Source organism: uncultured Microbacterium sp., assembly GCF_937927635.1.
GTDB lineage: Bacteria > Actinomycetota > Actinomycetes > Actinomycetales > Microbacteriaceae > Microbacterium.
The window spans coordinates 1-11,876 of sequence record NZ_CALBRW010000009.1; the positions used below are offsets into that span (position 1 = coordinate 1).

11 protein-coding genes are annotated in these 11,876 nt (G+C 69.2%); 4 read left to right on the forward strand and 7 right to left on the reverse strand.

The window, feature by feature from the left end; all coding sequences use genetic code 11:
- The coding region (locus Q0568_RS02455; RefSeq protein WP_298861686.1) for a polyribonucleotide nucleotidyltransferase at positions 1-2,126 on the reverse strand (2,126 nt) is incomplete at its 3' end.
- A gap of 152 nt (positions 2,127-2,278) precedes the next feature.
- Between Q0568_RS02455 and Q0568_RS02460 the strand changes: the two genes are divergently transcribed.
- Positions 2,279-2,452 carry a DUF5302 domain-containing protein gene (locus tag Q0568_RS02460; protein WP_298861689.1) on the forward strand — a complete coding sequence of 58 codons (174 nt, stop codon included), beginning with the start codon at positions 2,279-2,281 and terminating at the stop codon, positions 2,450-2,452.
- Positions 2,453-2,526: 74 nt separating this feature from the next.
- Here the strand turns inward: Q0568_RS02460 and Q0568_RS02465 are convergent, their stop codons facing one another.
- Positions 2,527-3,171 (reverse strand): FMN reductase, encoded by a 645-nt coding sequence (locus Q0568_RS02465; RefSeq protein ID WP_298861692.1) that lies wholly within the window; start codon positions 3,169-3,171, stop codon positions 2,527-2,529.
- 2 nt (positions 3,172-3,173) lie between these two features.
- Positions 3,174-4,382: an LLM class flavin-dependent oxidoreductase gene (locus Q0568_RS02470; protein ID WP_298861713.1), complete on the reverse strand. Its 1,209-nt coding sequence runs from the start codon at positions 4,380-4,382 to the stop codon at positions 3,174-3,176.
- Positions 4,383-4,536: 154 nt separating this feature from the next.
- On the opposite strand from Q0568_RS02470, the gene Q0568_RS02475 reads away from it, so the two are divergent.
- Complete coding sequence (locus Q0568_RS02475) at positions 4,537-5,670, forward strand: acyltransferase family protein (RefSeq protein WP_298861695.1); 1,134 nt, start codon at positions 4,537-4,539, stop codon at positions 5,668-5,670.
- A gap of 4 nt (positions 5,671-5,674) precedes the next feature.
- On the opposite strand, the gene efeB is transcribed toward Q0568_RS02475, so the two are convergent.
- The 3 genes from efeB to efeU are packed head-to-tail and all read right to left on the reverse strand — an operon-like array spanning position 5,675 to position 9,117.
- On the reverse strand, positions 5,675-6,928 hold the full coding sequence (gene efeB, locus Q0568_RS02480; protein WP_298861698.1) for an iron uptake transporter deferrochelatase/peroxidase subunit: 1,254 nt from the start codon (positions 6,926-6,928) through the stop codon (positions 5,675-5,677).
- A gap of 12 nt (positions 6,929-6,940) precedes the next feature.
- Positions 6,941-8,173, reverse strand: a complete 1,233-nt coding sequence (gene efeO / locus Q0568_RS02485; RefSeq protein ID WP_298861701.1) for an iron uptake system protein EfeO — start codon at positions 8,171-8,173, stop codon at positions 6,941-6,943.
- A complete protein-coding gene (gene efeU, locus Q0568_RS02490; protein WP_298861716.1) occupies positions 8,170-9,117 on the reverse strand; it encodes an iron uptake transporter permease EfeU in 948 nt (315 codons plus the stop codon). Before efeU ends, efeO begins: the two co-directional genes overlap by 4 nt.
- A 161-nt stretch (positions 9,118-9,278) precedes the next feature.
- Here efeU and Q0568_RS02495 point away from each other — a divergent pair, with 161 nt between their 5' ends.
- The gene (locus Q0568_RS02495; RefSeq protein ID WP_298861704.1) at positions 9,279-10,283 is read left to right on the forward strand and encodes a 2-oxoglutarate and iron-dependent oxygenase domain-containing protein; all 1,005 of its coding nucleotides are present in this window, start codon (positions 9,279-9,281) and stop codon (positions 10,281-10,283) included.
- 82 nt (positions 10,284-10,365) lie between these two features.
- Here the strand turns inward: Q0568_RS02495 and rpsO are convergent, their stop codons facing one another.
- Positions 10,366-10,635 (reverse strand): 30S ribosomal protein S15, encoded by a 270-nt coding sequence (rpsO, locus tag Q0568_RS02500; RefSeq protein ID WP_005048780.1) that lies wholly within the window; start codon positions 10,633-10,635, stop codon positions 10,366-10,368.
- 142 nt (positions 10,636-10,777) lie between these two features.
- Between rpsO and Q0568_RS02505 the strand changes: the two genes are divergently transcribed.
- The coding region (locus Q0568_RS02505; RefSeq protein WP_298861710.1) for an MFS transporter at positions 10,778-11,876 on the forward strand (1,099 nt) is incomplete at its 3' end.

The following is an 11,876-nucleotide window of genomic DNA, read 5'->3' on the forward strand; positions in this document are numbered from 1 at the left end:
ACGCGCTTGCCACCGGCGAGCTTGCGCACCTCGGTGACATGCAGCAGGCCGTCCTTGCCGGGCAGCAGCGAGATGAAGGCGCCGAAGCTGGCGATCTTCACGACGGTGCCGAGGAACTGCTCGCCGACCTCCGGGTTGGTGGGGTTGGCGATCGCGTTGACCTGGGCACGGGCGGCCTCGGCCGACGGGCCGTCGACGGCGCCGATGTAGACGGTGCCGTCCTCCTCGATGGAGATCTGCGCGCCGGTCTCGTCCTGGATCGCGTTGATCGTCTTGCCCTTCGGGCCGATCAGCTCGCCGATCTTGTCGACCGGGATCTGCACGCTGATGACGCGCGGCGCGGTGGGCGCCATCTCGTCGGGCGTGTCGATCGCGGCGTTCAGCACACCGAGGATCGTCAGTCGGGCATCGCGCGCCTGCGTCAGGGCGCCGGCCAGCACGGACGACGGGATGCCGTCGAGCTTGGTGTCCAGCTGGATGGCCGTGACGAACTCGCTGGTGCCGGCGACCTTGAAGTCCATGTCGCCCAGGGCGTCCTCGGCGCCGAGGATGTCGGTGAGCGCCGCGTAGCGGGTCTCACCGTCGACCTCGTCCGAGACCAGGCCCATGGCGATGCCCGCGACGGGCGCGCGCAGCGGCACACCGGCGTTCAGCAGCGACAGGGTCGACGCGCAGACCGAGCCCATCGAGGTGGAGCCGTTGGAGCCCAGCGCCTCGGAGACCTGACGGATCGCGTAGGGGAACTCCTCGCGGCTGGGCAGCACCGGCACGAGCGCGCGCTCGGCCAGGAAGCCGTGCCCGATCTCGCGACGCTTCGGCGACCCGACGCGACCGGTCTCACCGGTGGAGTAGGGCGGGAAGTTGTAGTGGTGCATGTAGCGCTTGCTCGTGGTGGGCGACAGCGAGTCGATCTGCTGCTCCATCTTGAGCATGTTCAGCGTGGTGACGCCCAGGATCTGGGTCTCGCCGCGCTGGAAGATCGCCGAGCCGTGCACGCGCGGGATGACCTGCACCTCCGCGTCCAGCGGACGGATGTCGGCCAGGCCGCGTCCGTCGATGCGGACGCCATCGGTGAGGATGCGGCCGCGCACGATCTTCTTCGTGACGCCCTTGTACGCCGCCGAGAACTCGGCCAGCGCGGACTCGGGCAGCGTGCCCGCCTCGACGGCGGCGGCCAGCTCGCCCTTGACGCGCTCCTTGAGAGCGTCGTCGGCGTCCTGACGCTCGATCTTGTCGGCGATCTGGTACACCGAGGCCAGCTCGGAGTAGGCGCGCTCGTTGACGAACGCGAACGTCTCGTCGGCGTAGGGCAGGAACACCGGGTAGACACCCGGCTCCTTCGACGCGTGCGAGGCGAGCTCGGCCTGCGCCTTGACGAGCTGGGCGATGAAGGGCTTGGCGGCCTCGAGGCCCTGCGCGACGATGTCCTCGCTGGGCTTGGTGGCGCCGGCCTTGATCAGGTTCCAGCTGTTCTCGGTCGCCTCGGCCTCGACCATCATGATCGCGACGTCCTCGGAGCCGTCCTTCTTGGTGACGATCCGACCGGCGACGACGAGGTCGAAGACGGCCTGCTCGACCTGCTCCGCGTTCGGGAACACGACCCACTGGTCGGCGTGCTCGCCGTGACCGGGGATGAACGCCAGGCGCACGCCGGCGATGGGGCCGGAGAACGGCAGGCCGGAGATCTGCGTCGAGGCGGATGCCGCGTTGATCGCGAGGGCGTCGTAGTACTCGCCCGGCGCGATCGACAGCACGGTGATGACGATCTGGACCTCGTTGCGCAGACCCGTCACGAACGACGGGCGCAGCGGACGGTCGATCAGACGGCAGACCAGGATCGCGTCCGTGGAGGGGCGGCCCTCGCGGCGGAAGAACGAACCGGGGATCTTGCCGGCGGCGTACGAGCGCTCCTCGACGTCGACGGTCAGCGGGAAGAAGTCGAACCCTTCGCGCGGGTGCTTGCCCGCGCTGGTGGCCGACAGGAGCATGGTCTCATCGTCCAGGTAGGCGGCGACAGAGCCCTGTGCCTGCTGGGCGAGGCGTCCGGTCTCGAACCGGACGGTGCGGGTGCCGAACCGGCCGTTGTCGAGAACGGCCTCGGTTGCGGTGATTTCAGGACCTTCCAAGAGGTCTCTCCTTCTTTGTTTAGGCTCGCGCACCCGTGTGGTGGGCGAGTTCGTGCAGATGCCACAGGCATCCTCTTCCAGCTTATCAGCGCGGATCCCGGCCGCCGGATCCGCTCTCGGCTGCGCGCGGCGATGCGGCTAGGCTGACGAGCATGAGCGATGACAAGGCAGTCTCCCCCGAGGAGATGAAGCGCAAGTTCAAAGAGGCGCTCGAGCGGAAGAACTCGCAGAACCGGAGCGGGCAGTCGCACCTCGACGGCGATTCGGCCGTGCACGCGACTCACGCCCCGCAGATGAAGCGGGAGTTCCGCCGCAAGAGCGGCTGAGACCACGATCCACGAGAACGCGGGCCCGTCATGCATGCGCATGACGGGCCCGCGTTCGTCGTGAAGGTCCTGTCCTACTCGCCTGCCAGGCCGCCCAGCAGGTGGCCGAAGGACTTGCCCTTGCCCAGGTAGTTGTCGGGGTTGAACGGATCGTCGTCGGTCACCGGCTCGCGGTGCAGGATGGCCTCCGCCAGCTCCTTCGCGCCACGCTCGACGCGCGAGCTCAGCGGAGCCACATCGTCGGCCGTGTCACCCCAGTCGCTGAAGGCCGCGAACACGCCGGTGGACACCGGGTCGGCGTGCAGGTAGGTGAACAGCGGGCGGATGGCGTAGTCGATGGCCAGCGAGTGGCGCGCCGTCCCCGCGTTCGCACCGATCAGCACCGGCTTGCCGCTCAGAGCATCCGGATCGAGCACGTCGATGAACGATTTGAACAGCCCCGCGTAGCTGGTGGAGAAGATCGGCGTGACGGCGATGAGCGCATCCGCGGAGACCACCCGGTTGATGGCCTCCTCCAGCGGGGCGGGCGCGAAACCGGTGAGCAGGTTGTTGGTGATGTCGTGCGCGAGGTCGCGCAGCTCGATCACGTCGACCTTCACCTGCACATCGTGCTCGGCCAGCACCTTCACGGTCTCGGCGACCATGCGATCGGCGAGCATCCGGGTGGAGGACGGGTTGGACAGGCCGGAGGAGATCACGGCGATCCGGCGCTCGGCCATGGTCAGGCCCCCTTCCGAGCCAGGCCGAACGCCGCGCCCGCCGACGCAGGCGTGGCCCCGCCGTCCTGGTACGGGGATCCGGCGGTGAGGTTGTCGCCGCGATTGGCACCCGGGCGCGCCTGGCGCGCGGGCCCGTCGCCGTAGGCCGCCTTCACGCGCGCGGCGTGAGTGGGAGCATCCGGAACGTTCGCCGGACGGTTCTGCGCGAGCTCGCGGCGCAGCACGGGCACGACCTCGCTGCCGAGCAGATCGATCTGCTCGAGCACGGCCTTCAGCGGCAGGCCGGCGTGATCCACGAGGAACAGCTGGCGCTGGTAGTCGCCGAAGTGGTCGCGCATGGCGGCGTAGCGGTCGATGACCTGCTGCGGCGAGCCGACGGTCAGCGGCGTCATCTCGGTGAAGTCCTCCATCGAGGGGCCGTGGCCGTACACCGGTGCGTTGTCGAAGTACGGCCGGAAGGCGTTCACGGCATCCTGCGAGCTCTTCGCCATGAACACCTGACCGCCGAGTCCGACGATGGCGGTCTCCGGCGCGCCGTGGCCGTAGTGGCTCCAGCGCTGGCGGTACAGCTCGATCAGGCGCTGGTAGTGCTCCTTGGGCCAGAAGATGTTGTTCGCGAAGAATCCGTCGCCGTAGTAGGCGGCCTGCTCGGCGATCTCCGGCGTGCGGATGGAGCCGTGCCAGACGAAGGGCTTGACGCCGTCCAGCGGGCGGGGCGTGGCGGTGAAGCCCTGCAGCGAGGTGCGGAACTTCCCCTCCCAGTCCACGACATCCTTGGTCCATAGCTCGTTCAGCAGCGCGTAGTTCTCGATGGCCAGCGGCAGGCCCTGGCGGATGTCCTTGCCGAACCACGGGTAGACCGGGCCGGTGTTGCCGCGGCCCATCATGAGGTCCATGCGGCCACCGGACAGGTGCTGCAGCATCGCGTACTCCTCGGCGATGCGCACCGGGTCGTTCGTGGTGATCAGCGTGGTGCCGGTCGAGACGATCAGGCGCTCCGTCTGCGCGGCGATGTACGCCAGCAGCGTGGTGGGACTCGAGGAGAAGAACGGCGGGTTGTGGTGCTCGCCGATGGCGAAGACGTCGAGCCCCGCCTCCTCGGCGTGCTTGGCGATGGTGACGGCAGCCTGGATCCGCTCGCCCTCACTGGGCGTGATGCCCGTGGTCGGGTCCTGCGTGATGTCGCTGACCGACATGATGCCGAACTGCATACCGGACTCGTCGCTGTTCTGCGCGTCCATGTTCATCTCCACTCGGGATGCGGTGGCATCCGTATCTATTCAACTGAATGTACTTGGTGAAACGCAGACGCCGCAAGGTTATTCCCTCCCGGGTTCGAGAGTTCTCCGAGGGTAGCCTCGAACGATGAGCAGTGCCGATCAGCATCCGCCCGAGACCGCGTCGACCGGAGCGATCCCCCGGCCGCGCCGGCGCGTTCCGTTCTGGGACAACGCCCGCTTCATCTGCGTCGCCCTGGTGGTCGTCGGGCACGGCACACAGCGGCTGATCTACGACTCCGACACCTCCTACGCCTTCTACCTGCTGATCTACGCGTTCCACATGCCGGCGTTCGCGATCATCTCCGGGTACTTCTCCAAGTCCGCCAGCCCCACCCGCCGTCAGATGGCGCGGGTGATCACCGACATCCTGGTGCCCTATGTGATCTTCGAGGGTCTGTGGACGCTGACGAAGTGGCTCGTGGAGGGCCACGCGAACCCCAATCTCACCGAGCCGTCGTGGACGCTGTGGTTCCTGCTGGCCCTCGGCATCTTCCGGCTGGTGCTGCCGTACCTGTCGCTGCTGCGCTGGCCCCTGCTGTGGGCACTGGGCATCTCGATCGGCGTCGGCTACCTGGGCAACGTCGACAGCACGTTCTCGCTGTCGCGCACGCTGGGGCTGATGTTCTACTTCACGCTGGGGTGGTGGCTGCGCGAGCACGACATCGTGCGCAGGTTCCGGCTGATCGACTTCCGGCCGTGGTGGCTGCGAGCCTGCGCGGTGGCCGCGTTCGCGGTGTGGGGGTTCACGTGCTGGCGCTGGCTGCCGTTCTGGGACGACATCGATCTGCGGTTCTGGTTCTTCTACGACGACTCCTACGCCGATCTGACGGCCGACCAGTGGTGGGCGGGCGGCATCCGCCTGGGCCTGATGGGCCTGTCGCTGATCCTGTGCGCGTCGTTCTTCATCCTCGTCCCCCGCGGCGGGCTGTGGTGGACGACGCTGGGGCAGTACACGATGTACGTCTACCTGCTGCACTCCTTCGTGCTGTACCCGTTCCGCGAGTCGGGGGTGCTGCGCGGACTGGACCCCACCTGGATCTGGTTGCCGCTGATCACCGTGCTGGCCGTCGCCATCGCGTTCGCCACAGCCTCCAGGCCCGTGCGGCGGCTGTTCCGGCCGCTGATCGAGCCGCGTCCGCGCTGGATGTTCACGGACTCGGCGCTGGCGTCCGGCTCCGACCACCGCAGCGACCCGACCGGGTCGCGCCGCAGCCGCTGAGCGCTCAGGCGAACAGCGCCTGCCCGACGTACCCGCCCTCGGCGGCGCCCGCGGGGATCGCCCAGATTCCCGAGCCGGTGTGCCTGATGTACTCGTTCAGCAGGTCCGTCGACAGCCGACGCTGCAGGTCGATGAACTGCGCGGGGTCGCGCTGGTATGCGAGGAAGAACAGCCCCGCGTCGAGCCTGCCGAGACTGTTGTTGCCGCCGACGTAGTTGAAGCCGCGGCGCAGGATGCGGGTGCCGCCGTTGGAGCCCGGGTTCGCCAGCCGCACATGGCTGTGCGCGTCGAGTCCGGCCAGCTTCGGCGCGGTCTGCTCGGTTCCGCCGCTGAGTGGCGCCCCCTCGCGCTTGTCACGGCCGAAGATGCGCTCCTGCTCGCCGAGCTGCACGCGGTCCCACGTCTCGATGAGCATGGCGATCCTGCGTGCGACGAGGTACGAGCCGCCGGCCAGCCATGTCGGACCGTCCTCCTCCGCCACCCACACGTGCTCGTCGAGGGCTGCGGCGTCGTCGGCGAGGATGTTGGCCGTGCCGTCCTTGAAGCCGAACAGGTTGCGCGGGGTCTGCTGGTCGGCGGTGGTGCGGGAGGTCTTCCCGAAGCCCAGCTGCGACCAGCGCAGCTTCGCCCGACCGAAGGCGATGCGACTGAGGTTGCGGATGGCGTGCACCGCCACCTGCTGGTCGTCCGCGCACACCTGGATGCACAGGTCGCCGCCGGACTGCGCGGGGTCCAGGTCGTCGCCGAGGAACGCCGGCAGGCGCTCCAGCTTCGGCGGGCGCCGATCCCGGATGCCGTAGCGGTCACCGCCCTCGTCCTCGAACAGCGTGGGCCCGAACCCGAAGGTGATGCTCAGCGCGCTGGCCGGCAGCCCGAGCGCCTCTCCGGTGTCATCCGGCGGCGCCTCTGCGGGGCCGCCGACGGCACCCGTCGCGCTGACCTCGAGCCCCGCCGTCATGCGCGAGGCCGCGTACGACCAGTCCTTCAGCAGCTCGATGAGATCGTCCCGGTCGCTGCGCGGCATCATGTCGAAGGCCGCGAAATGCAGGTGCTCCTGCACCGGGGTGGTGATGCCGGACTGGTGCACGCCGAAGAACGGATGCACGACGTCGGCGACTGCTCCCTGCCGCTGGCCGGCGCCGAGGGCGAAGCCCCCGCCGGCCAGGACGACGGCAGCCGCGCCCCCGCCCGCGGCGAGCCCCAGCAGGCCGCGCCGGCTCAGCCCGCGACGTGGAGCGGCTCCCTCTTCTCCGGTCATCCGCGTCCTCACTCAGGCCAGAGCGGTCGAGGTGAGCTGCGAGAGCGGCTCGGCCAGGGCGTTGATGAGATCGATGAGGTCGCGGCGGTCCCCGTCGCCGAGGTCCGTGAACGACGCGAATCCGGCATCCAGCGAACCGTGCCCGGCGAGAGCCGCCTCGAGGTCGGCGTAACCGGTGGAGATCGACGCGGCGAGCTTCTTCCCGTCGACGTTCTTGCCGGCGACGTAGTCCTTCACCAGTGAGAAGGCCATCTTCGAGCCCTCGACGTTGGCGGCGAAGTCGTACAGGTCGGTGTGCGACCACCAGTCCTCCTCGCCGGTGATCTTGCCGGTGGCGACCTCGTCCAGCAGCGCGACGGCGCCGTTGGAGATGCCGGCGATGCCCTGATCGGTCAGCGCGGTGGTGAACTTCTCGGAGTGCACGTAGTCGTACAGCTCCTGCACGTCCGCGATCAGCAGGTCACCGAACTCGCCGCGCTGCTCCGCAGTCGACGGCGCCCAGTCCTGCCAGGCAGGGGTTTCGCCGTCGGAGTTCAGCGCATCCTTCGCGGGCACCCACAGGTCCTTCTCCAGGCGGTGGAAGCCGGTCCAGTCCAGCCCGTCGGCGACGGCGTCCACCTCGCGGAAGTCGATGCGCGGGTCGAGATCGCCGAGGGACTCGGCCACCGGCTCGATGCGCTCGTAGTACGCGCGCGCCTGCGGGAACAGCTCGCGGGCCTTCGCGTCGTCGCCGGCCTGGTACGCCGTGACGAGCTCGTCGACGGCGGGCACCAGCTGCCCGACCTGGTCCTTCACGAACGCGGCGTACAGGTCGACCGCCTTCTGCTTCTGCTCGGCATCCGGTCCGTCGATGGCGACCTTGGCGCCGCTCACGTTGAACGCGGCTCTCCCGACCCCGTCGCCGACCATGCCGGGCTTGCAGACCGTGAAGTAGTCGCCGGGCTGGGCGACGACCGTCATGGTCCGGGACGCCGCGGGCGCGATGTTCTCGACCTCGCCGACGATGCGCAGGCCGTCGGACGCCAGCAGGTAGAACTCGGTGACCTGGTCGCCGCTGTTGGTGATGTCGAACGTGAGCGGGCCGCTCTCGGCCGTCGAGGCCGACACCGTGCACGCATCCGCGGTGGAGTCCACGGTGAAGGAGGCCGCCGGGTCGGCGGCGGTCTTCGCGACACAGCCGGTGAGGGCGATGGCGGATGCCGTGAGCGCGGCGAGGGCGCCGACAGTGCGTGCGGTGATGATCATGCTGCTCCAGAGGACGTCGAGGTGAACGGGGCGGTGCGCGGTGCGGCCTGAGCGGCTGCGCGCGTGCCAGCGCCGCCGGGGCGGACGCCGCGGACGAAGAAGAATCCGACGACGACGATGTATGCCGCCCAGGCGATGACCTGCAGCCAGGTCATGTGCGGCATGAAGCCCACCGTCGCCTGCAGGATCGAGGCGAGAGCGCCGCCGGGCGCGACCGCGGAGGATGCGTCGAACGCCCACCCGAACGGGAACCCGGCTGCCCCCGACAGCACGGCCCCGGTGGCAGGATCGGTCGGCGCCAGCGCGGAGAACGGCCCGGGCAGGACGCCCGCCTCCTGCAGGTCCATCACGGCGTAGGCCAGCACGCCGGCGGCGACGATCACCAGGAAGCCGCCGGTCCAGGAGAAGAATCGCCGCAGATCCAGGCGCACGGCGCCGCGTGCCAGCAGCCATCCGATCACGACGGCGATGGCCAGTCCGATGAGCGCGCCGGGCAGCGCCAGCGGCGCCTTGCCGGAGGACTGCACCATCGACCACAGCAGCAGCGTGGTCTCGATGCCCTCACGCGCGACCGAGACGAAGCCCACCGCGACCAGGGCCCACAGGCCGCCGTCGGCCAGGGCGCGGTCGATCCCGCCCTGAAGGCTCGATTTCATGGTGCGGCCGGCCTTCTGCATCCAGAAGATCATCCAGGTCACCATCACGACGGCCACCAGCGACAGCGAGCCGCCGATGACCTCCTGCGCCCCCGGCGCGAGTGCGTAGGTGCCGAAGGTGAGCACGGCGCCGATGCCCAGAGCGAGGGCGATCGCGAGCGCGATGCCGATCCACATGCGGCCGAGCACGTCCCCGCGACCGAGGCGACGGATGTAGGCGACCAGGATGCCGACGACGAGTGCCGCCTCCAGTCCTTCGCGCAGGCCGATGAGGAGGGCGGGGAGCATTGCTGCGAGCACGAGCGGGAGTTCTCCGTGTGTCGATGAGCGGTAAGGGGTGCCTTACCTAACCAACCCTAGCAGGACGCCCTCCGTCGTCTCGTCCTGCGGCCGGGTAAAAGAACGCAACATTCCGCCGGCTCCGTCGGCATCCGCATTACCGTCGACGCATGCCAGACCTGAACCTGCCGATCCTGGACCTGTCCCGACTCGATGCCGGCGAGGCGGAGGCCGCCGCCTTCCGCGCCGACCTGCGCGCCGCCACGCACGACGTGGGCTTCTTCTACCTGACCGGGACCGGGATCCCCGCCGAGCTCGAGCGGCGGCTGCACCGCGCGGCCCGGGACTTCTTCGCGCTGCCCGAGGCCGACAAGCTGGCCATCGAGAACATCAACAGCCCGCACTTCCGCGGATACACGCGCGTCGGCGGCGAGCGGACGCAGGGCGAGGTGGACTGGCGCGAGCAGATCGACATCGGCCCGGAGCGGGATGCCGTGACCGGCGGCCCCGCGTTCACCCGGCTGATCGGCCCGAACCTGTGGCCGGAGGCGCAGCCGGAGCTGCGCGAGGTCGTGAGCGAATGGCATGCCGCGCTCTCCGCGATCTCGCGCAGGCTGCTGCGCGCTTGGGCGCTGGCGCTCGGGGCCGAGGAGTCGTACTTCGACGACCACTTCGGGGAGCCGTCCACGCTGATCAAGATCGTGCGCTATCCGGGAACGCGCGAGCCGCTCCCCCAGCAGGGCGTGGGTGCGCATCGCGACAGCGGCGTGCTGACCCTGCTGTGGGTGGAGCCGGGGCGCGGCGGGCTGCAGGTGGAGCGCGACGGCGAGTGGGTGGACGCCCCTCCCGTCGACGGCGCGTTCGTGGTGAACATCGGCGAGCTGCTGGAGTACGCCACGGGCGGCTACCTGAAGGCCACCAACCATCGGGTGATCTCCCCCACGGCCCCCGATGACCGGCTGTCCATCCCGTTCTTCTTCAACCCCGCGCTGGACGCGAGGCTGCCGCTGATCGATCTGCCGCCGGAGCTCGCCGCGCAGGCGCGCGGCGTGACGCAGGATCCGTCGAACCCGATCCACAGCCTCTACGGCGAGAACGCGCTGAAGTCGCGCCTGCGCGCGCACCCGGACGTCGCAGCCATCCACCACCCGGATCTGGTCGGCACGTCGCACTGACCCCGGGTACGGCGAGAGCCGCCCTACACCGTAGGGCGGCTCTCCAAGAATGTTTCGCGCGATTGTGCGCTGGGCGCGATGCTTATCGACGAAGACCCAGGCGCTCGATGAGCGAGCGGTACCGGTTGATGTCGATGTCCTGAAGGTAACCCAGCAGGCGACGGCGCTGACCGACGAGCAGGAAGAGGCCACGACGCGAGTGGTGGTCGTGCTTGTGCTCCTTCAGGTGCTCGGTGAGGTCCTTGATGCGCTGCGTCAGCATCGCGACCTGCACCTCGGGGGATCCGGTGTCACCGGGGTGCGTCGCGTACTCTTCGATGATCGCCTTCTTGACGTCTGCTTCCAGTGCCATAGATTCGATCCCCTCTCTGCTTGTTGCGCGGCGCCCGGCACTGAGTGTGCGGGCTCTCTTTATCCGCGGCCGATCGAACGGCAACCACAACAGCCTACCAGCATCCACGTCCACCCCGGGCACGGGCCGATAGCCTCGAGATGTGCAGTTCCCCCGCGGTCTCCTCATCGACCTCTCCCCTCTGAAGATCAGTCCGCCGTTCGCGCGCATGTGGATCGGCTCGGCGCTGGCCGGCATCGGAGGACAGCTCACCGTGGTGACGGTGATGCTGCACGTGTTCGCCCTCACCGGCAGCACGTTCGCCGTATCGATGATCGCCGTGGCGGGTCTCGTGCCGATGATCCTGGCGGGGCTGTACGGCGGGATGCTGGCCGATGCGTTCGACCGGCGCCGCGTGGCGCTGATCTCCGCCACCGTCGCATTCGCGGCGACCGCTCTGCTTGCAGCGCTGACCTGGACGCACCTGGAGTCGATCTGGTGGCTGTACGGGCTGAGCATGGTGATCGCCGCCGCGAACTCGGTCGGCATGGCCACACGCACCGCCATCGTGCCGCGGCTGATCCCCCTGGACAGGCTGGCTGCGGCATCCGCTCTGAACGGCGTGGCATTCGGCATCACCGTGATGGTGGGCCCTGCCGTCGCGGGAATGCTGGTGGCACTGACGGGCTTCGGCTGGACGTACACCATCGACATCATCCTCATGCTGTCGATGTTCCTGGGGCTGTGGACTCTGCCCGCGCTGCTGCCGGAGGGCACGATCGTGCGGCCGGGCCTGGCATCGCTCGTGGACGGCTGGCAGTTCCTGCGCCGTGCGGGCAACATCCGGATGCAGTACCTGCTGGACATCACGGCGATGACCTTCGGCCAGCCGCTGGCGCTGTTCCCCGCCCTCGGCACGGTGCTGCTGGGCGGCGGAGCGTTCACCACCGGCATCCTCACCGCCGCGGTCGCCGTGGGCACCTTCGTCTGCAGCCTGTTCTCAGGACGACTGGTGCACTACCGGTGGCACGGCCGCGGCATCGCGCATGCCGTGCAGGCCTATGGCGCCGCCATCGCGGTGTTCGGCGGGATCCTGCTGATCGGCATGTTCCTGCCCGCGGCGTCCGAGCAGGTGCCGCACGTCGCGCTCATCGTCGCGGCGTGCATCGCGCTGGCGCTCTCCGGTGCCGCCGACAACATCAGCTCCATCTACCGCAACACGATGATGCAGGCGGCCGTTCCCGACACCATGCGCGGGCGGC

What these genes read in the sequence shown, in the direction of transcription:
- efeO (WP_298861701.1), bottom strand. Translation starts at nt 8,173, where the DNA reads ATGATCATCACCGCACGCACTGTCGGCGCCCTCGCCGCGCTCACGGCA.
- Q0568_RS02470 (WP_298861713.1), bottom strand. Translation starts at nt 4,382, where the DNA reads ATGCAGTTCGGCATCATGTCGGTCAGCGACATCACGCAGGACCCGACC.
- rpsO (WP_005048780.1), bottom strand. Translation starts at nt 10,635, where the DNA reads ATGGCACTGGAAGCAGACGTCAAGAAGGCGATCATCGAAGAGTACGCG.
- Q0568_RS02495 (WP_298861704.1), top strand. Translation starts at nt 9,279, where the DNA reads ATGCCAGACCTGAACCTGCCGATCCTGGACCTGTCCCGACTCGATGCC.
- efeU (WP_298861716.1), bottom strand. Translation starts at nt 9,117, where the DNA reads ATGCTCCCCGCCCTCCTCATCGGCCTGCGCGAAGGACTGGAGGCGGCA.
- Q0568_RS02475 (WP_298861695.1), top strand. Translation starts at nt 4,537, where the DNA reads ATGAGCAGTGCCGATCAGCATCCGCCCGAGACCGCGTCGACCGGAGCG.
- Q0568_RS02460 (WP_298861689.1), top strand. Translation starts at nt 2,279, where the DNA reads ATGAGCGATGACAAGGCAGTCTCCCCCGAGGAGATGAAGCGCAAGTTC.
- Q0568_RS02465 (WP_298861692.1), bottom strand. Translation starts at nt 3,171, where the DNA reads ATGGCCGAGCGCCGGATCGCCGTGATCTCCTCCGGCCTGTCCAACCCG.
- efeB (WP_298861698.1), bottom strand. Translation starts at nt 6,928, where the DNA reads ATGACCGGAGAAGAGGGAGCCGCTCCACGTCGCGGGCTGAGCCGGCGC.